This window comes from Pseudovibrio sp. Tun.PSC04-5.I4 (assembly GCF_900104145.1).
GTDB lineage: Bacteria > Pseudomonadota > Alphaproteobacteria > Rhizobiales > Stappiaceae > Pseudovibrio.
Map to the genome: position 1 here is coordinate 231,401 of NZ_FNLB01000001.1, position 20,961 is coordinate 252,361.

Annotated in this window: 10 protein-coding genes and 2 pseudogenes; 5 read left to right on the forward strand and 7 right to left on the reverse strand. The window is 47.8% G+C overall.

Annotation, left to right across the window (positions count from 1 at the left end; genetic code table 11):
- Positions 1 to 64: 64 nt before the first annotated feature.
- The gene (locus tag BLS62_RS01135; protein WP_159436452.1) at positions 65 to 1,084 is read left to right on the forward strand and encodes a siderophore-interacting protein; all 1,020 of its coding nucleotides are present in this window, start codon (positions 65 to 67) and stop codon (positions 1,082 to 1,084) included.
- Positions 1,085 to 1,358: 274 nt separating this feature from the next.
- On the opposite strand, the pseudogene BLS62_RS31955 reads toward BLS62_RS01135, so the two are convergent.
- A pseudogene (locus BLS62_RS31955) lies at positions 1,359 to 1,517 on the reverse strand (IS6 family transposase); the annotation flags it as partial.
- Positions 1,518 to 2,072: 555 nt separating this feature from the next.
- Between BLS62_RS31955 and BLS62_RS01145 the strand changes: the two are divergent.
- From BLS62_RS01145 to BLS62_RS01155, 3 genes are all read left to right on the forward strand, one after another.
- Positions 2,073 to 3,608, forward strand: a complete 1,536-nt coding sequence (locus tag BLS62_RS01145) for a Fic family protein (protein WP_093175563.1) — start codon at positions 2,073 to 2,075, stop codon at positions 3,606 to 3,608.
- Positions 3,609 to 3,763: 155 nt separating this feature from the next.
- The gene (locus tag BLS62_RS01150; RefSeq protein WP_093175566.1) at positions 3,764 to 11,314 is read left to right on the forward strand and encodes a type I polyketide synthase; all 7,551 of its coding nucleotides are present in this window, start codon (positions 3,764 to 3,766) and stop codon (positions 11,312 to 11,314) included.
- Positions 11,314 to 12,684, forward strand: coding sequence for an aminotransferase class I/II-fold pyridoxal phosphate-dependent enzyme (locus tag BLS62_RS01155; protein ID WP_093175569.1), 1,371 nt, complete (start codon positions 11,314 to 11,316; stop codon positions 12,682 to 12,684). Before BLS62_RS01150 ends, BLS62_RS01155 begins: the two co-directional genes overlap by 1 nt.
- A gap of 104 nt (positions 12,685 to 12,788) precedes the next feature.
- On the opposite strand, the gene BLS62_RS01160 is transcribed toward BLS62_RS01155, so the two are convergent.
- The 4 genes and pseudogenes from BLS62_RS01160 to BLS62_RS01175 form a co-directional block, all read right to left on the reverse strand.
- A complete protein-coding gene (locus BLS62_RS01160) occupies positions 12,789 to 13,607 on the reverse strand; it encodes an IclR family transcriptional regulator (RefSeq protein ID WP_093175573.1) in 819 nt (272 codons plus the stop codon).
- Between the two features lie 114 nt (positions 13,608 to 13,721).
- Positions 13,722 to 14,689 (reverse strand): annotated as a pseudogene (locus BLS62_RS31555) (substrate-binding domain-containing protein).
- An 85-nt stretch (positions 14,690 to 14,774) separates the two neighbouring features.
- Positions 14,775 to 16,061 carry an ABC transporter permease gene (locus BLS62_RS01170; protein ID WP_093175577.1) on the reverse strand — a complete coding sequence of 429 codons (1,287 nt, stop codon included), beginning with the start codon at positions 16,059 to 16,061 and terminating at the stop codon, positions 14,775 to 14,777.
- A gap of 26 nt (positions 16,062 to 16,087) precedes the next feature.
- Positions 16,088 to 17,641, reverse strand: a complete 1,554-nt coding sequence (locus BLS62_RS01175) for a sugar ABC transporter ATP-binding protein (RefSeq protein ID WP_200798429.1) — start codon at positions 17,639 to 17,641, stop codon at positions 16,088 to 16,090.
- A gap of 576 nt (positions 17,642 to 18,217) precedes the next feature.
- On the opposite strand from BLS62_RS01175, the gene BLS62_RS01180 reads away from it, so the two are divergent.
- Entirely contained in the window at positions 18,218 to 19,096 is an 879-nt protein-coding gene (locus BLS62_RS01180) for an FkbM family methyltransferase (RefSeq protein WP_093175587.1), read from the forward strand.
- Positions 19,097 to 19,161: 65 nt separating this feature from the next.
- Here the strand turns inward: BLS62_RS01180 and BLS62_RS01185 are convergent, their stop codons facing one another.
- Positions 19,162 to 19,935 carry a ThuA domain-containing protein gene (locus tag BLS62_RS01185; RefSeq protein ID WP_093175591.1) on the reverse strand — a complete coding sequence of 258 codons (774 nt, stop codon included), beginning with the start codon at positions 19,933 to 19,935 and terminating at the stop codon, positions 19,162 to 19,164.
- A gap of 2 nt (positions 19,936 to 19,937) precedes the next feature.
- Positions 19,938 to 20,957 (reverse strand): Gfo/Idh/MocA family protein, encoded by a 1,020-nt coding sequence (locus tag BLS62_RS01190; protein WP_093175596.1) that lies wholly within the window; start codon positions 20,955 to 20,957, stop codon positions 19,938 to 19,940.
- Between the last annotated feature and the right edge of the window lie 4 nt (positions 20,958 to 20,961).

The window sequence follows — 20,961 nt, forward strand, 5'->3', positions numbered from 1 at the left end:
CAGATGATCACACCCGGGAGAGCTCAGTTCTCCCGGTTCTTTCCTCTTCTTTTTCGAGATGAACATGATCAAAACCGGAAATGTTAAACTCTCCGCGCCTCATCAAACCTTCAAAGAATTACAGGCTTTGTGTGAGGGAAATGATGTTGCTGTTGACGTCATACCATCAGGTTTGATCGCCACAACAGCCTTCGGTATCGCCCGTTTTGAAGAGAAAGGTACATCACTCTTTTTCACCATCAATAGCGAGAATGCAAATCAGTGTGCGCAGCTCGTTCCCGCTGTGGTTTCTGCATTGGAGCACTGCTCCGGTGTTGATATCAGCAGTCTGGTCTGGGAGGACACGCAAACTGACCGCAGACCATTACATAATTTTCGCGAATTGATTGTGACAGAAACTGAAATGCTGTCTCCACGCATGAAACGTATCTGGTTTACAGCCCCGAATTTGGCCGTTTATGCAGATGAACTTCATCTACGACTGTTGTTTCCAGAACGGCAACGCGAAAAAATTCAATGGCCTTATTATGACGCAACCGGTGGCATCAAAGATCCTGAGACCGACAACCCCATCAGCAGACGTGCCTATACAGTCAGGTACCTTGAACCTGGTCAGGATCGCATGGCAATTGATTTCTATCTGCACGATTGTGATGGACCGGGCTCACAATTTGCGAAAACGGCCAAGTCAGGTGATGTTGCTGGAGTATCTGGGCCCGGCGGTGGTGCTATCCCAACTGCCAGTAAACTCTTTCTAGCTGGCGATGAGACTGCATTTCCCGCAATCTTCCGCATTATGGAAAACCGTAGATCCTCCCCTCCCCTGAAAGTGCTTCTCTTGCTGGAAAATAAATTCGATGAAATCCTCATCCCCGAGGAATTCAAGGAGCAAGTGACTTGCCTGTACCGATCAGAAGGGCAATCCGATGACTGGGAACGCTTGGCATTGGAACATGCCCGTCAAAACTCAGGAGGTTATTCATGGATAGCGGGAGAAAAGCCACCAGCACGGCGCATCCGCAAAGCGATGCACGAGTATGACGACAATCGTGACAACTACAGAGTATCCGGATATTGGCGCTAGTTGCCCCTCCTCGGTTTTGTTGCAAAGTTTATAAGGTTTTTGGCTACAAACGGTTTGCTCTGAATTGTTGGTTTGATCGGCCCTGTTGCGTAGTTGATTTCAGGGTCTATTTGCGGTGTTGTCACGTTAAGTTGGATTTGGTCGCAAAACCCAGACTGAGCACACTTCATGCGTCCATCATGGCAGCCATTTTCCATTGAGCCAAAGCGTTAATTCGATGAAGGTGAGTGTCGATTGAAGAGCGTTTATGGCGAGGTTAAACGGAAGCTGGCTTATATTTGACCGCCCACCGGCGTATGGTTTCATAGGAGACAGCAATGCCACGCGCTAGCAGCATTTCTTCAACTTCGCGCAGACTCAGCAAGAAGTGATGGTAAAGCCAATCGGCATGGGCAATGATCTGCGACGGAAACCGGTGGCGTTTATAACTGATCGGAGCTGAAGTCTTGCTACAAAAATGACGGCGCCGACTGGTGCCAAAATTAACGTGGCATCACCCAGTAAGCTAATTCGAATTACACCATAAAGCCCGTCAAACATAGCAGCCTGCGTCCACTGAGCAGGAGTGTTAAGGCGACACTTGCGGATGTGGCAGCCAACCAGATCAGAAACAGCGCTCACTTTGAGGGCGTTTATATGATTGTTCCACCAAAACAGCTGTCCTCAACCCTTAGGTTGAGACCAATTCAGCACAGCGTGTTCGGGATATTCTCGCAATTCAAACAAACAGCAGATGGCTTGGCAGAACCCTGAAGGGTCGCTAGAAGCCGGTGATGAGCCCATTCCCAGGTCACGCAGTTATGAATAACAGAGGCCGGAGTAAATTGGCGCTGCTGCTTTCCACAAAATGACTGGCATCAGGCGTCCGGCCTTCGAGTACGCTTCATGAACCCAATTTATGGTTTGCGCAAACTGCAAGAAAAATTCAATTTGCGCAATAACGCTCTACTCATGTATGTTGTGTTATAGTTTTTCACGGAGTATGCGTATGCATAAGCCTTTTTCACAGGCACTAACAATTTTTCATGAAAGTTGGCTACCCGTACCAGCGACTCCGGCTGGGTACTCGGCATTGATTGATGCGTATGATCTCCGCGTCCCAATTCCGCGCAGTTTATGCGCGATTGGCGATCGCCACAAGATGATTGAGAAAGACGGTTGGCGCATATTTACACCGCGCCATGCCCCGGAGCCAACACTACTCGGCCACTTGACCTTTGCGTTGAAAAACGAAGGGTTGGATCTGGCCTTACTTAAACGCCTGTTTCTCGCGTGCGAGCCGGAGACCATTGCGGAAATGGTGCGATCCCGCCCAACAGGCCGTTACACCCGCCGCGTTTGGTTCCTCTATGAGTGGTTGTTAGGTAAAAAGCTTAATCTTCCCGATGTTGAATCCGGTGCTTATGTCGATGCACTGGACACAGCTCGCCAGTTTGGAGGCAGTTCAACTCCCTCGCCGCGTCACCGGGTACGCGATAACCTGCCTGGGACACCGTTGTTTTGCCCCCTGATCTTCCGCAATCCAGACCTTGAGGAATTCCAGCAAGCACAGCTGCAAGACAAAGCCATGCACGCAGCCGCAGCCGTGCCCAAAGATTTACTGGCTCGTACTGCTGCCTTTCTTCTGCTGAAAGACAGTAAATCCAGTTTTGCGATTGAAGGTGAACGACCTGCTCATGACCGCATACAACGCTGGGGCAAGGCGATCGCAGAGGCCGGTAAATCCCCTCTCAACATTGATGAATTTCTCCGTCTTCAGCGTATCGTGATCGGCGATGACCGGTTTGTTCAACTGGGGTTACGTGAAGAAGGCGGCTTCGTTGGCATGCATGATCGGGAAACTCGTATGCCGATCCCGGACCACATCAGCGCGAAGCCTGAAGACCTTGATAGTTTGATGGCCGGCATGATCACCTTTGCTCAGGACCATGCCAAGCATATTGATCCGGTGTTGGCTGCAGCAATACTAGCTTTTGGCTTTGTATATGTTCATCCGTTTGAAGATGGCAACGGCAGGCTGCATCGCTATTTGATCCACCATGTTCTGGCTCAGCGTGGGTTCAACCCTCCAGGTGTCGTGTTCCCAGTTTCCGCCGTTATACTGGAACGCATCGACACCTACCGTCAGGTGTTGGAGGACTATTCAGCAAGGCTGCTAGATAAAATCGATTGGCAACCAACGGATAACGGCAACCTTACAGCGACCAATGAGACAGCTGACTTCTATCGCTTCTTTGATGCAACAGCGCATGCCGAGTTCTTATATTCCTGCGTTAAACGCACGGTTGAACATGATCTGCCAGAGGAAGCATGGTTCTTGCTGAACCATGACCATTTCCAACGGGAGCTAAGCCACGTTGTCGACATGCCCGCCCGCCTGACAGACTTGCTTTTCCGATTTTTAAATCAGAATAACGGAAAACTCTCGCACCGCGCAAAATCAAAAGAATTTGCAGCACTAACGGATGTTGAAATGCTACAAATTGAGAAGATCTATGAGCAATATTTCCCGAGTATTCCATAGGAACGCGAAACAATAAAAGCGCTTATAATTCAACCCCTTATATTTCATATCTATGAAATATGAATTAGTGTCAGGTTGCATTTGAATTTATACTCATTTGGAGGGACGGAATACCGAAGTCAGGTGTTCACGCCAATTCAAATGGATCGAAATGCGTGTTGGAAATTGTAGGTCTATCAGTTCGAGTACCGGGGGCTTCAAACAAAGATGAACTGTGGCACCTCTTAAGATCCGGGCAAAGTAGTGTTACCGAGATCCCGGCAGATCGCTGGTCACATTTTCGCTATATCCACCCACGCATTTCCGAACCGGGAAAGACATACACTTTCAAAGCAGGTGTGCTGGAAAATCTATGGGATTTCGACCCAGCAGTCTTTGGAATATCACCACGCGAAGCTGAGCAGATGGACCCGCAACAACGCATCCTCTTGCAGCTCACATGGGAAGCCATTGAAGACGCTGGCATTTCACCAGATGAAATTGCTGGAGAGAACGTTGGTGTCTATGTGGGGGCATCGGCACTCGATTACGCCAATGAAAGCCTATTCGATCCGAACGTAGCCACTGGTCATTTTATGACTGGCAACACGCTCTCTATTATTTCCAACCGAATTTCCTACATCTACGATTTGAAGGGGCCAAGCTTTACGGTCGATACTGCTTGCTCCTCCTCACTCGTTGCTCTGCACGAAGCTTACCACGCTTTAAGCTCGGGACGAATTGATACGGCAATTGTGGCCGGTGTGAACGTTTTAGCCAGCCCGTTTCCTTTTATCGGGTTTGCACAAGCAACCATGCTCTCACCAGAGGGTCAATGTAAGGCATTCGACGCCTCCGGAAATGGTTACGTGCGATCTGAGGGTGGTGTGGTGATGATCATTCGCAGGAAAAACGCCCCCCGCTGGAAGGGCCAGCGCTCACATGCTGATATTGTAGCTGTTGATGTGAATTCAGATGGCCGTACGGTTGGCATGTCCTTGCCCTCCGATATCGAGCAGGCCACCCTTCTTGAGCGCATCTACCAAGAACATAACATTGATCCTAACCAGCTGGCTTTCATAGAAGCCCACGGTACAGGGACGCGGGTAGGTGACCCGGCAGAGGCCAACTCAATTGGTCGTACACTGGGACAAAAACGCCGTAACCCACTGCCGATTGGCTCCGTTAAAACCAACGTCGGTCATCTGGAACCTGCATCCGGTCTGGTAGGAGTGGTGAAATCTGTTTTGGCCCTGCAAAATGATTATTTCCCGGCCAGCTTACATTTCAATAACCCAAATCCGGACATCGACTTTGAAGCACTAAATATTCAGGTCACGGCTGAAGGTGTTCACCTCCCGCGAGAAAAGACTCCACGGTATGCAGGGGTCAATTCCTTCGGATTTGGCGGAACAAACGCGCATGTCATTCTCAGCGATCCTACTCCGCCGACACCAGAACCAACGGAACAGCCAGAGCGTAAATCAACGAACTATAACCTGCTGCTCTCAGCGCCAAGTATGGAAGCATTAGTGGAGTTAGCTGAAGCATATTCCAATGATCTTCTTCTCTCTGATCACCGTATCCACGATATTTGCGCAGCTAGTTATCATCGGAAACGAAGTTTCGCAGAAAAAGCAATCTTCCAAGGGATAGATGCGTCTTCTTTGAAAGACGCGCTTTCTGATTTCAGCGCGGGTCAAAAAAACGCCAATGTAAGCTATTCCAGTAAAGCGACTGGTTCTGGCAAGTGTGCCTTTGTGTTTTCTGGAAATGGCTCTCAATGGGCAGGAATGGGACAAGACGCATATACGTTCAACTCCACGTTCCGTAAAACTTTTGAGACAGTTGATGGTCTCTTCGAGGCACTTTCTGGATGGTCTATCAAAACAGAACTCTTTAGCGAGACGTTGCAGGAGGACCTTCAAAAAACCAGCATAGCGCAACCAGTGTTGTTTGCTATGCAGGTTTCACTCTGTCAGGCGCTCAAAGATTATTCACTCAAGCCGGACATCGTTCTTGGTCATAGTATTGGGGAAGTTGCAGCCGCCCATATTTCCGGCGCGCTATCGTTAGAGGCTGCCGTAAAACTCGTCTATCATCAATCCGCAGAGCAGGAAATTGTAGCAGGCCATGGCACCATGGCCGCGCTGGTTTTACCAATGGAAGAAGCTCAGCAGGCCATTATAGAAAGTGGCTTTACTTCCATTGAGATTGCAGCAGAAAACAGCCCGAAATCTGTAAGTCTCTCTGGCACTCAAGAGGATTTAGATGGCTTTGCCAAATTTGCACGCACCAACCATATTGCCTTCAGAAAAATAGCGTTAAACTACCCCTTCCACAGCAAATTGATTGAGCCCGTTGAACATCCATTCCGAAATGTTGTTGGAACGGTCACCGCGACGGCAGCGAACGTACCGTTCGTATCAACGGTTACGGGCTCTCTTTGTGAAGGGCAGGAACTCGATGCTGATTACTGGTGGCGAAACCTACGCGAACCCGTGCTATTTTCCAAAGCTGTCACCACAGCTGCGGAGCTTGGTGCTGAAACCATCATTGAGATAGGACCTAAGCCTATTCTGCTGAGCTATCTGCGCCAAGCACTTGCGGAAAAAGGCACTAAGGGTTCTGTACTGCAAAGCCTGTCTGCAGACAATTTTGTTGACACAGATCCGATCCCCAACTTAGTTGCTCGTGCTTTTCTGGCTGGCATCGAGATTGATAGCACTAAATTGTTTGGCAAAAACCCTGATAGGCCGGTAAACCTTCCGGGTCTTCCCTGGCAAAAGAAAAGCTATCGTTTTGAAAATAGCCCAGAAGCGAACATGGGCATATTTCGCGGTGGCGAGCACCCTTTGCTCGGCTGGCGCCCAAATTCAAATTACAATCTTTGGACAACACACCTCGACAGGTTCACGGTTCCATTTTTGGAAGATCACGTCATTAACGGCCAGATGATCTTTCCAGGTGCTGGTTTTGTAGAAATGGCACTTGCTGCCGGTCGTATACTTTTTGAGACTGAGGCCGTAGAGCTGCGATCAATAAACATTATACAGCCGCTTGTTTTGAATGACGAATTCCTAATCGAAGTGCAGACTGAAATCTCTAAGGAAACCGGGACAGTTAAAATTTCCAGTCGTATGCGCCTCAGCAATGATGACTGGACGCTTCATGCAACCGGCGATGTTGGCAAACTGTCAAAACCTGCACCCAATATCCAAATCAATTTTGAAGCCGCGCAACTCATAAATTCGGAGTATAATATTTACGATAGAGCTCAGGAATACGGATTGGAATTTGGACCAAGTTTCCAACGAGCACAGAATATTTCACAAATTGATGAAACCAGTTTCCTTGTCAATCTTACCACGCCTGAAACCAAGACCACAACTTTTCCATTTGGCATCCACCCAGCTGAACTCGATGGATGTTTTCATGGGTTACTTGGCCTATTCCACAAAACAAAAGCACAAAATAGCGGCCCTAAAGCTTACGTCCCAATTTTTTTCGAAAAAGTACGTCAATATCTTACCGGGGTTTCCCCAGCATACGTCCGCATTCAGTTAAGACGCGTTTCAACTCTATCTATTCTAGCTGATTTTCAGATTTTTGACGAAGGAGACAATGTAATCGCCACGATTTCCGGTGGTCGGTTTAAAGCAACCGAACTTGGGCGAAAAGATAGACCTTCTGATTTGATCTACAGAATAGAACCAGAATTGGTCCGGAATCCTGTTGCTCAGAGCAATACGATAAACCATATTTTCCCTTTGATTGAAGACTTTCAAACACTCTCGCATAAACCCGAAAGAGAAGCTTACCTATTGCTCAACGCCGCAGCTCAACGGACAGCATATGACATCCTCTCCCGGTTTATTGATAGTGAACAGACGATTACTGTTGAAAATTTGCCAGTCAGCCAACGCAGTTACTTTGTGAATTTATTGTCAATTTTGGAAGACGCGAGTGCTGTAACCGAATGTGACGATGGTTGCTATGGCCTCAATAGCGACTTTGAAATTCCAGAATTCGACATGCTTATTGAAACCATCTTAGAAGAAAGCCCACAAGATATTGCCGCAGCCACAATGCTTTCCTTCACTCGCAAGCGAGTGTTGGACAGATTGGACCACTGCACACTGGGCGACGAAAATATTGAACATTCCAGCGCCATGCTTGAGCAGTATTGGTATTCATCTCCTGAATCGAAAGCGCGCGGCAAATATCTGTCATTATGGCTGAAAACCACACTCTCAAATTGGGACTCAGAAACACCTTTGCGTGTGCTGGATCTGGGTGGGTCGGGGCTGGATCTGGCACGAGACATACAACAAATCGTTTTCTCCAATCTGGTGCAAATTTGTATTGCTGACAGCAATCACAAAAGCGCGGCACGTCTGACGGCGAGCGCATTCGACGAAGCCAATATCACAGTATTCGATACAAGTAATCTTGATAACAGCCAGTCATGGGAGGCTGTATTAAGAGAAGGGCCATATGATATCATCCTATCTTCCGGCCTACTTCATGCTGCCTATCAAACAGATGAAGACCTCTTTGAGAAGCTTGGAAATGCACTGGTGGACCAAGGCCATTTCGTTGCAGTAGAACCTCCATCAGATGTTTTTCATGATGTTACGTTTGGCCTTACTCAAAACTGGTTTTCTGGGTCAGTTTCGGACCAATATCCAGTAGGTCCACTCAAGTCCTGCAATCAGTGGATGGACAAACTCACCGGTAAATCTCTACAAACACCTATTGCCAAGGAAGCCCTGAATGACGGTGCATCCTTTGTTCTACTTCAGGCAACTGCAAAGTCGCCTTCATTCGACTTACCAGAGGTGTCGGAAGCAGGACTGACCAATAACAGATCCTTTGCTATCGTGGTAGGACACGCAAATCTTGAACAAGATATTGCAAAAGCTCTCCAACAAGACAGCCGCCTCTCAAACTGTGACGTAACAATCGTCGATGCAGACAGCGACAAGTTCGATCTAAACAAGGCTAACGGCTGGAAAACTGCACTTTCAGGTTCTTCCTTTTTGGAAGCTGAAGTGAGAACCATTGTGCATCTTTACGGATTGGCGGAGGCGGGAGACAATCCTGTCGATCAAATCATGAAACGCTGTGCAACATGTGTTGGCTTGATCAAAGCATATCCCAGTCTAACCGGCCAGCTCGCATTCATCGCTCCGGGCGGAAGCGTTTATAATCCCCACGTGGGGTCCCCCGCACAGAGCGCCACCAGGGCCTTTGCACGCGTGCTTACTAATGAAGCGCCCAACTTGAACCCCGTCTCCATTGACCTAGGGGTAGATCAAAATGCCGCTGCAATTTCTTCCGACATTCTTGAGGCATTGCTTCACCAAAACGAAGAAAACGAATTCCAAAGCACCTCAAAAAACAGAGTGGTTTCCCGTGTCAAATCTGGGTTTGGGCAATCCTCCTGGCAACCAACAGAAAACGTGAAGCTGGGTTTTACTGAATCAGGTTCACTAAATTACCTTATCTGGGAAGATCAACAGCGGACTAAGCCCTCCGAAGAAGACGTTGAAATCCAAGTAGCTGCAACCGGCCTCAACTTCCGGGATGTCATGTGGACCTTGGGAATGTTACCGGAGGAGGCTTTGGAAGATGGCTATGGAGGCCCTACCCTTGGCTTAGAAATTTCAGGAACCGTGACGCGCATAGGCTCGGATGTTTCCGGGCTTTCCGTTGGCGATAAGGTTGTCGCTTTCACATCTGGTGGCTATTCCTCCTATGTTACATGTCCACAGTTCGCCGTTGCTAAACTCAACCAAACTCAAGATTTAATCTCTGCCGCGACTTACCCGGTCGCCTTCTTGACAGCCCATTACTCCCTTGTTCATTTAGGAGAGGTCAAGAAAGATCAATGGATTTTGATCCATGGAGGCGCTGGCGGGGTTGGGCTTGCTGCTCTTCAAGTTGCCAAGCATGCCGGGGCGCGGGTCATTGCCACAGCAGGGTCAGAGGAGAAGCGAGAAATGCTGCGCCTGCTCGGCGCTGACCACAGTCTGGACTCACGTAGTCTTAATTTTCCTGATGAAGTTGTGAAACTTACTGAAGGTAAAGGTGTTCATGTTGTACTCAACTCGTTGGCCGGTGAGCCCATGGAGGCCAGCCTTAATATTATTCGGCCATTTGGCCGGTTTCTCGAATTGGGCAAGCGCGATTACTATGCCAACACCAAAATTGGCTTACGCCCATTTCGCCGGAATTTGTCTTACTTCGGTATCGATCTGGATCAGATCCTCCTGCATGATAGTGAGTTGGCGCGCAAGCTGATTGAAGACGTCTTTGCCCTGATCATAGATGGTACATTCACACCATTGCCGCATCGCATATTTGAAGGTCGCAGTGTTCAGGACGCTTTTCGCCTAATGCAACGTTCTGGTCATATCGGCAAGATTTTGGTTACGCCCCCAGAGCCGGCAGAAATTGTAGTTCCTCAGCGACATGAGGCGCTTAACTTTTCATCAGACGGACATCACATCGTTGTTGGAGGTCTGGGTGGTTTTGGGTTAGAGATTTGCCGTTGGTTAGCAGACAACGGTGCACGCCATATTACTCTGACAAGCCGGTCTGCAACTGTATCAGAGCAGCATCAAAAACTCATAGAAACACTGGCGGCAAAAGGCGTTTCAGTAACCACTGTGAGCTGTGATGTAACCGATAGAGCTGCCCTACACAAACTATTAGAGGAGCATCGTAAATCAGCTCCAATCAAAAGCATTATTCATGCTGCGATGGTTCTTGATGACGGTATCATTCAGCAGCTTGATGAAAGGCGTTTCCGCAAGGTTCTTGAACCAAAGGTTCAAGGGGCGGACTTGTTGGACAAGTTGACTGCACACGACGAGTTAGACCAGTTTATCCTATTTTCTTCTGCAACTACTTTAATCGGCAATCCGGGCCAGTCTCACTACGTTGCAGCCAATGGGTACCTAGAGGGACTTGCTAGAGCACGTCGACAAGCCGAAAAACCCGCTATTGCTGTTGGATGGGGCGCGATTGAGGATGTTGGTTTCCTTGCCAGAAATACGGATATTTTCGATAAATTTGCCAGGCATCTGGGTGAGGCAACAATCAAAGCACGTGAAGGCCTGGATACACTCAAATTCTTCATGGAACAGGATGACGGAACTCCTACCAACGCTCTAGTATATATTGGCCGTTTTACTTGGCCAGCTGCGCATCAAACATTACCTCTGCTCAGCAAACCGCTATTCCGTGAAATTGTAGGCCGTGGTGAATCTAACAATGATGGTGACGGGACAACCGACATAACATTACTTATTGAGGGTAAGTCGGAGGAGGAAGCGAAAGAAGTCGTGGCCCACTTACTTGCGAGCGAGATTGCCCACATTCTTCGTTTGCCAGTTGAGGATATTGCCTATCAACGTCCGCTCGCTGAATTTGGTATGGACTCACTAATGGGATTGGAATTACGTTTGGCAATCCAAAAACGCTTCGGTTTAGAAATTCCGTTGGTTTCCATCTCAGGAGGCACAAGCTTAGAGGATTTCGCCGCACAGATTCTACAAAAATTTCGTAAACGTGGAGTCGAGGAATACGTCATAGAGGATGGCACCCATACGGTATTGGCAAGTCAACACCTATCCGATGATCTAAATGAAGAGCAACGATCCGCAGTGAGCCATATCCTTGATACTCAACACAACAAGACTGCAAGGATCTTGAATTAATGGCAAAATCAAATAAAAACAAATTGAGCAAGAACGAACGATTAAACGCATTAAGTTGCGCGCGTCGGGCTAAAAGCTCGGCTCCAAATTCAAAAACCGCAGATAATTCAAAGTCATCTTCCGGCCCCCCCAAATTCGCGGATCTTCCAGGATTTAGAGAAATTCGCCTGCAAAAAGCTGCAGCAGATCTACTGCAGATCACCAACCCATTTTTTAGGGCGCATGATGCACGCGCTGGCGCAACAACTCAGATTAATGGAGAAACATACCTTAACTTCTCTTCCTATGATTATCTGGGTTTAAACGGCCATCCTAGAGTACAGAACGCAGCTAAGACTGCAGTTGACCGCTATGGTATTTCCGCCAGCGCAAGTCGCGTTGTCGCTGGTGAACGGGTTATCCATACCGAGCTGGAGATACTTATCGCTGAGATGCATGGCGTTGACAATTCAGTTGCGTTTGTCAGCGGACACGCAACAAATGTCTCTTGTATCGGTCAAATTATGCAAACGGATGATCTGATCATTCATGACTCTTACATTCACAGCAGTATAATTACCGGAGCTAAGCTATCTGGAGCAGTACGGCAGTCATTTCCACACAATGATTTGGATGCATTGGAGAATATCCTTAAGTTGAGAGCGCATAAGCATCCACGCACTTTGATTGTGGTTGAAGGCGTTTATTCAATGGATGGGGACTATCCCGACCTTCCACGCCTAATTTCTATCAAGAAAAAATATGATGCCTGGCTCATGATCGACGAGGCTCATTCCATTGGGATCCTGGGAAAAACCGGTCGTGGCATCGCAGAACACTTTCAGATTAACCCCAAAGACGTTGATATCTGGATGGGGACTTTTTCCAAAACCCTTGCCGGGTGTGGCGGTTATATTGCTGGGTGTAACAACCTCGTCGACTATCTTAAATTGACCGCATCCGGTTTTGTCTTCAGCGTTGGCATTTCACCTCCAATTGCAGCAGCTGTTTGTGAGGCTATACGCTTGATGAAAAAAGAGCCACACCGAGCTCAAGCTGCACAATCGAACGGACTGTACTTTCTGGAGAAAGCCAAAGCATCCGGCCTAGATACCGGCGGAAGTCAAGGCTGTGCCATAATACCGATTATGATTGGAGATCCCCTGAAGGCGACAGTTCTTTCTGCCCGCTTGCTTGACCGTGGGCTTAATGTTCTGCCAATTATCTATCCAGCAGTTCCAGAGAAATCTGCGCGGCTTCGTTTTTTTATTACATCGGAACATAAGCAGGAACAACTTGATTTTGCAATTAAACTGCTTACCGAGGAAATGATTAAATACGACAGTAATCCGATTTCAATTCAACATCTTATACCAATCAACATTGACTAATACCTACGGTGACCGTCCGCTCATATCGCAAAGATTTGGTCTTGTCGCTCTGACTAGATTGCCGGCTTCCAGTTCCACGGCAGGAGTTTGCAATAGCGCCATGTTTAATCATTTTGCGCATAACGAAAGTTGTTCATCCGGATAGCTGGAATGGTGAGTGCAATTTTTTCTTGCAACTTCCCGACCTCCTCCAGAAGATGCGCAGCTACTTTACTGATGCTATTTGCATTCTCGTCCGTCGAAAAATAGGGAATGGTTACCGCTGCAATAGTAGAGCCTGTCTGAACATGCCTAATTGGAGCCGACATTTCGCGAATGGACATTGCTTCCGGATTAGGAAGCACTGCGTATCCATCCTGTTGGACATTTTTGACGTGCTGGTCATAATCTGAGAATGCGGCAATGCTTAAGGTTGGTTGGTTGCGTGATAGTAAAGCGATGCGGTCCTGAGACCTTTGAAACTCTGAGAGGAAGCAAAGACCAGCAGATGTTCCAAAAAAATCGAACCGATACCCGACTTGAACTGAGAGGCCATAGTTTTGAGAAACAGGTGTACTTGCTATAACAAGAAACTGGTTATCTTCCAAAACAGACATATGGTTGGACATTCCCGTTTCATCAGCGAGGCGCGATAAAAAAGGGCCAGCGATCTCCACCATTTTACTGTTGTTTGATCGCTTAGCAGCAACGGCACTGAGTTTATCTGTGAGTGCAAAATATTCGCCCTCTTCACGCCGAATATATCCACGCTCTTCGAGAACAATAACCATTCGGAAAATTTCGTTTTTTGAACGCCCTATACCTGTTGCCAACTGAGACAAGGTTGGACGAGTATCCGTGAGAGAAAGAAATTCAAGTATGTCCAGCCCCTTCTCCAGAGCGGGCGCTGCGTATTTTTGTAATTTATTCTGTCGTTCTGTCACAAAATGCTCTTTGCATAATTTATCGAAGTGCGAGAGACGTCAGGACATACTCTCGCACTTCTCATATATATATTCAGTCACTTATCAAAAGAAGTGGCGTGGCAGAATATTCTCTTACCTCAAACCATTTTGCTTCAAAATATCCTCAGCTGTTTCTGAAGTAACGGCTTTTGTGCCTAGGATAATTTTCTTTTCAACTTTCTCCCCAGCGAGGTATTTTAGTGCCTGACGAAGACCTTCCGCTCCAGGTGTTGGGTAAAGGAAAGTCGCCGCTAACTCGCCATTAGCTACCCACATGAAACCTTCACCTGGAAGAGCATCTACCCCCACGAAAAGAATATCTTTTTCACGGCCTGCATCCTTCGCAGCAAGATAAGCACCATATGCCATTGGATCATTGTGACCATACACCATGTCTATATCTTCGAAGTTACGCAACGCAGTCGCCATAATGTCATAAGCTTGATCCTGCTTCCAATCACCAGATTGACGGTCCAGAAGGAATTTTACGCCTTCCTCCCCTTCAAGGGCTTTATGGAAAGGCTCAGAGCGATCAAAAGTTGCTTGCACTCCCAAGCCACCATAAATCTCAACAATATTACCCTTAGCTTTGCCTTTCCCCCCAGGATGGCAAGAGCATAATCCCCGGCGGCTGCGCCAATCACGACATTATCGCCGCCAACCCACTGCACATATTTATCTGTGTCAACGTTACGTTCGAGCACAAATACTGGGATCCCTGCATCCGTAGCTTTTTCAACAACACCAGTCAGTCCAGCAGATTCCTTTGGAGAAATAAGAATAGCGTCTACTTCCTGACGAATAAAATTCTCAACATCCGCAACCTGTTTCTCTGTTCTGTCATTTGCATCAGAGATCAACAGTTTTACATTTTCATGCAACTCAGCTTCAACACGTAAATCTCTATTGAATTGAACACGCCATGGCTCAGCCGTTGTTACCTGTGAGAAGCCAATGACATAATTGTCCGCAGCCTGCGCTGCTGGTCTTTGAACCCCAAAACTTGCCAGTGTTATCGCGGCGGTTGCAATTAATAGCTTGCCAAAATTTCTTCTATTCATATTATTACCCTCGTTCATCACATGGTGCATTTACATGCACCATTGTAGAATTCCTCTGCCCCCGGCTCTTTGCACGGATTTGGGGTCAGAGCTCCCTTTTCGGCATTGCACGATGTTTCAACGCTGAAAAGAATTCTCCCATACGCCCTTCCTGTATGAGCACGGCCACCACAATGATCATGCCCTTAAGAATAAGTTGCGTGTTACTGTCGATATTGTTCAGCTGTAAAATGTTACTTAGAAATCCAAAGATGAGCACACCAACAAAAGTTCCCATCAGAGACCCACGCCCTCCCATGAGACTGGTTCCGCCGATCGACACTGCGGCAATTGCATCAAGTTCCAGCCCCACTCCCGCGTCTGGTTTGCCTTGGCGGAACTGTGCCACGTACAAGACACCTGCAAGTGCTGAAAGTCCTCCAGAAATGGCGTAGGTAACTATCTTGTTTCTTGTGACGTTAATTCCTGCAAGCCGCGCGGCTTCTTCGTTGCCCCCAATCGCCAGTAGGTAACTCCCGAAAATCGTAAATCGAGTAACGATAACAAAGATTAAAAGTATACCAACAAAGAATACTCCAGGCACAGGTATGACATCCCATAGCAAAGTTCGGAGTATTTCAAAATCAACTGTAGCATTAGTGCCCGTATAAACCGGATATACAGCAGTATCTTGCCCCGCAACGACACGCGCTAGGCCTAATGCTCCGATCATCATTGCGAGTGTGACGATGAATGGTTGTAAGCGGCCATAAACAATAAGAGAACCACTGATCGAACCAAGTACAGCCCCTATACAAGGCACAACCACCAACACGGCCAAAACGCCAAACTTCTGATCAACCTGGCCTGATAGCCAGAACATTGTTGCGAGCGCAATCACTAAACCTGAAAGCAGGCTTAGCCAGTTAGAACGTGTGCTCTTTTGTTTCTGCTCAGTATGGCCCTTAAAAACATTATTTATCAGGAAAATTAGTGAGGCCGAGATTACAAGCCAGATCATCGCTCCGGTTGCAGGAACTCCAAAAAGGCTCGCCGCAGTCCACCCTTCCTGCGTCAGCAACATGGCACAAATAACTGTACCAATCGCCATAATGGATCCCACAGATAGGTCAATCCCAGCGATAAAGATCACCATTGTCATGCCAATAGCTATAATGCCGGTAACCGATACCTGCCGCAAAACATCAGTCAGATTTCCAAGGGACAGAAAAATATTATTGCCCTTGGAAGAAAGAGGCGATGCAAGCGCTCCAAACAACACCAATCCAAACAACCCCCAATAAAGCTTGGTTCTACCAAGGAGCAGCTGAGATAATGAAATAAATTTTGACCGCGATTGGGTGGCAGCAGATTGCGGCGCCGTAGTTGTCATGTCTCTATTCATTGGTACACCCAACCTTATATAAACTGCATTGCGAGATGTTTTATTGCATCAACTGTCATCTCTTCCTTTGACAGCATTCCTGTTATGCGCCCCTCACACAGCACGATCGTCCGATCACACACAGCGAGAAATTCATTGATTTCCGAGCTTGCAAACAAAACTGCCATCCCGTCATCAGCCAGAGCCCCGATCAATTTATAGATTTCATCTTTTGCGCTAATATCGATACCGCGCGTCGGGTCATCCAGCAAAAGAACACTCGGCTCAGTTGCAAGCCACTTTCCAAGAACAACTTTTTGTTGGTTTCCGCCGCTGAGTTTGCCCACCACATGCTCTGGCCCTTGGGCAGCTATGCGCATGCGGGTAATCGCAGTTTTTGCTTCTCGTTCCCTGCGTTCTTCGGAAAAAATACCGAACCGAGACTGCAGAGGAAACAAAGGCAATGCGATATTTTCAGAGATCGTATCGTCCAGGATTAGACCATTTCCTTTGCGGTCTTCCGTGATTAATGCACACCCATTGCGTACAGCATCAGCTGGAGTACCAGGTTTGTATGGCTGTCCTTTTAAAGTAATTACACCTGAATAATTGCGACCTCGTGCCCCAAATAATGTCTCAAGAAGCTCTGTTCTGCCTGCACCCAAAAGGCCTGCGACCCCCAACACTTCCCCTTTTCGGAGAGAAAAGCTGATGTCTTTCAATAGGTAGCGGTTCTTTTCAACCACTGTTAATTTTTCGACAGAGAGCATTTTCTCATTGGTTGGAGGCTGCTTGCGCTCAACTGACTTCACATCAAGTTCACGTCCAACCATCATTTGAATGAGCTCTTGAGAAGAGGTCAAAGACACCAGTTTTGTGCTAATGTGATTACCATCGCGCAGAACGGTGACACGATCAGAGATCTCAAAGACTTCATCCATCCGGTGGGAGATGTAGATTACAGCAACCCCTTCAAGTGACAGATCTCTGATGACTTCCATCAGAATGTCGGCTTCTGTCTGACTTAGAGCAGATGTGGGTTCATCCATTATGAGAAGGCGGGCATCTTTTAGTAGAGCGCGTGCAATCTCAACAAGTTGCTGCTCGCCCACACGCAAGTTCTTTACCGGGGTATCTATGTCTAGTGTAAATCCGAAGCGGGCAAGCGTTTGCCTAGCTTTTTCGCGTAGGGCTTTCCTATCAATGAATAGCCCGGCTCGCATTGGTTCATGGCCCAGCAGAACATTCTCAGCCACAGTCATTTTCGGGATCAGGCTGAGCTCCTGATGCATGATAGCGATGCCATAACTCTCAGCATCACGCGGACTAGAAAACTCTACAGATTGCCCATCAATTAGCAGTTTTCCTGTTGTGGGTTTCTGTACGCCGCTGATAATCTTCACCAGCGTGCTCTTTCCAGCCCCATTTTCACCCATAAGGGTGTGGACTTCACCGCCAATAAATTCGACGTTTGTATTGCGTAAAACAGAAATGCCGGAAAACGACATTCCGAGATCACTTAGACTGAGTGATATCTTACTTTGCCTAGTTATTTCAGCTCGTGAAACTGAAGCGATTTGAGATGTCATAAGCCCCTCCCGAAAGCTACGATTCTCCCTTGCATTCTTCATTTCATATACAAAACAGTCATTGATTTCAAATGAAATATATCTTGTATACTGACCTTACAATTGAAATAAATCATCTATCTTACTGAAGTTAAACACTATTAGTGGGATAGAAAAATGCCTCAAATATAAAACTAGTATGCGCCATCTGATGTTTTTTGAGAATTTATCTGGCCCCACGAAGGCATTTAATTGCCTTTGATGTTAAACACGAAACGGGCATTTCAAGACGTTTGAAATTGGTTTGTTGGCAATAGGCGCCGATGAAGAGACCGTGCGCATATTGCCATCTGTAGAGTAAATATTAGCTTTGGCGCGAGATTGACTGGGATGATGATGTGCTTGGTTTCTTGTCACTTACCTGTCACATCGGCACGGCAGCACAGGCTCTCCTTTACTGACGTCGAGTAAGTGAGAACTGTTCCCTACTAGGGGTTAGATCATCCAAATTATGAGAGGCTACTTTTCAAGGGAAGATCTGGAGAGTAGATCTGATAAATTCACTATCAGATCTCAGCTTGAAAGTGACCTCCCCTCATGGTGCAGCTTCTTAAGAACTATCTGAAACCAAAAGAGAAACCCGAGAGTAGCGTCTCCTTTGAACAGCTGGACTCCATGGAAAAGCGGGTTCAATCTCTGGAAGCAAAGGCGCGGCTCTTCAAGCCAAATTCCATGAGTAAAGCTGCTCAGGAGATGGTTACAACAATCTTCCGCCTCATCTCACCAATGGATCCAAAAGGACTTGCATTTGAACGAGTTGGCAGAGATTTTGATGGCGGATATGTACAAGTCAAACTTCCGCGGCAAGGGAGTATCGCCTATTCGGTTGGGATTAAACGAGATGTTTCCTGGGATCTCGATATGGCCAATCGTGGATATCAAATCTTTCAGTACGATCATACAATCTCAGTTCTTCCGCAAGATCATCCAAATTTCAACTGGGTCAAATTGGGTATTACCGGCCAGTCTGAGATGACCAAAGAGCTCTCCAGCCTTCCGAAAGAGTTACATAAAAACAATCATTTAGATATTGATGACATTGTTCTGAAAATGGATATTGAAGGGCACGAATGGAGTGTATTCGGAGATATTGAACCGGAAGACTTATGTTGTTTCTCTCAAATTATGTTGGAGATTCACAGCCTTCACCAATTGCATACACTGGCTCAATACCGGCGCGCAAGAAAAGCGCTCAGTAAACTCCACAAAACCCATCAGGTCGTTCATGTGCACGGTAACAACAACACCAGCCTAACAATTATCGGCGGCACTCCCGTACCACCCGTTATGGAGCTGACATTGGTGCGGCGGGATCTTTGCGAATTTGAGACATGCAGCCGAACCTTCCCAACAGAGCTGGACCAGCCCAACAACCCCAATTACGCAGAGCATATACTCGGATCATTCCGCTATTGAGGAAAATGGGGTGTGGGTGCACCACTGGGAGGCGAGTACACCCACAACTCTTGCAGGGGGGATAGTTACGAGACCCTGCGCCCAGCCCAAAATTCTTGACGCGGAGCGCCTTCTTCTAGTGGCACTGGCCGATGAAGGTTTTGCAGGTCATGGCCGTCCTTGTGTGGCTCAGCAACCCAACGGATGCCATTACCAATTACATGCGTGATCTCAGGGTTATGGTAGATCGGGAATGTCTCATGACCTGGGCTAAAGAAGAACACACGACCTCGGCCACGACGCCATGTACACCCACCACGGAACACCTCACCGCCCTCATACCAGTTGATGAAGACAACATCATCCGGCTTTGGAACGTTGAACGGCTCGCCGTACATCTCATCAGCTGGAATATCGATGTGCAGCGGTACGCCCTTTGCGATTGGGTGAGACGGATCGGCACACCACACGCGGACGCGTTCTCCGGTTTCTGCTTCGCGCCATGCCAGATTGCAATTAGTGCCCATCAAGCGACCGAACACACGGCTGTGGTGTGCAGAATGCAGCGCAACAAAGCCCATGCCAGCGTTCACACGCTTGTTGATCAGCTCGACCACACGGTCTTCAACCAAGTGGTGCAGCAAGTGCGCCCACCAGACGAGAACATCAACGCCTTCAAGAGATTCTTCGGTTATCCCTTGATTGGGCATGTCCATGGTAGCAGTGGAGATGTCGAGATCATCCGCATTCAGCGCTTTTGCAAGTGTGCCATGAATTCCGAGCGGATAGATCTTGGCGACTTCCTCATGGATCTTTTCGTGTTCGTTTTCGTTCCAGATCAGAACTTTAAGTTTCGCCATGGTTACGCTCCCACCACTTCTTTCACGTGCACGATTGCTCCCTTTTGAGAAGCCGACGCACGAGTTGCAGCCCAAAGGCGTGCAAATTCCACATTACGTTCCACCGGTGACGGGTTTTCCATTTCGCCGTTACACACCGATATAAACAGATCAATCAGCTGTTTTTCTTCCCCGAATTCAATGATTTGTTCCGGCTCTTCCGCACTGGTTCGCACCATTGCAGGGCGTTTGCCCCATGGGTCGATGCGCACAACAGCTTTTTCGCAGAACAAAGTCAGCTCACCGAGACAAGGCGGCGCTGTATCCCCGCAGGCCGTCAACGAAACCAAAGCCCCGTTCTGCATACGTCCACTCAGAACTGCCGAGATTTCACAACCCTCGTGTTTTTCGCTGAACTGGGCGGAAACGCTCTCAATGCCGCAACCAGCCACATCAATGATCGCGTTCAGCGCATGAGAGCCTGTGTCCAGTAGAAAACCACCACCGGAAATCTCCGGTTTTTGCTTCCAGTGCCCCTCATAGAGCCCAGACCAGTTCTCAGAAACGAGACCCGCAATGGTATGGATCTTGCCAAAATCACCACGTGCCAATGCAGCTGAAGCCGCCCGCATTTTCGGCGAGAGCGACCCGTTGAACGAGACAACCAGCGTCTTGCCGCTCGCTTCAACAGCCGCTTGAATGGCTTCTGCTTCCTCTGCCGTAAACGCCATTGGCTTTTCCAGCAAAACATTCAATCCGAACGTCAACGCGGCTTTTGCCGGCGCTGCATGGAATGCATGAGGTGTTGCAATATAAACAGCATCTAACTCGCTGCCATATGTCTGCAACATCGCTTCGATATTCTTGGCGAATTTCGGATCAGAGTTGGTGAGAGATTGCGAAAACCGCTGAAACTGCTCTTCGTTCGGTTCCACACCACAGACAACTTTTACCTTGCCTGTTTGCTCCCATTGGGCGACCTGCTCGGTAGCAATATGGCCGCAACCAACCACGCCCAGACGAATTACTTCGGCCTGCACCATGTAT

What these genes read in the sequence shown, in the direction of transcription:
- BLS62_RS01190 (WP_093175596.1), bottom strand. Translation starts at nt 20,957, where the DNA reads ATGGTGCAGGCCGAAGTAATTCGTCTGGGCGTGGTTGGTTGCGGCCAT.
- BLS62_RS01135 (WP_159436452.1), top strand. Translation starts at nt 65, where the DNA reads ATGATCAAAACCGGAAATGTTAAACTCTCCGCGCCTCATCAAACCTTC.
- BLS62_RS01170 (WP_093175577.1), bottom strand. Translation starts at nt 16,061, where the DNA reads ATGACAACTACGGCGCCGCAATCTGCTGCCACCCAATCGCGGTCAAAA.
- BLS62_RS01145 (WP_093175563.1), top strand. Translation starts at nt 2,073, where the DNA reads ATGCATAAGCCTTTTTCACAGGCACTAACAATTTTTCATGAAAGTTGG.
- BLS62_RS01175 (WP_200798429.1), bottom strand. Translation starts at nt 17,641, where the DNA reads ATGACATCTCAAATCGCTTCAGTTTCACGAGCTGAAATAACTAGGCAA.
- BLS62_RS01155 (WP_093175569.1), top strand. Translation starts at nt 11,314, where the DNA reads ATGGCAAAATCAAATAAAAACAAATTGAGCAAGAACGAACGATTAAAC.
- BLS62_RS01185 (WP_093175591.1), bottom strand. Translation starts at nt 19,935, where the DNA reads ATGGCGAAACTTAAAGTTCTGATCTGGAACGAAAACGAACACGAAAAG.
- BLS62_RS01180 (WP_093175587.1), top strand. Translation starts at nt 18,218, where the DNA reads ATGGTGCAGCTTCTTAAGAACTATCTGAAACCAAAAGAGAAACCCGAG.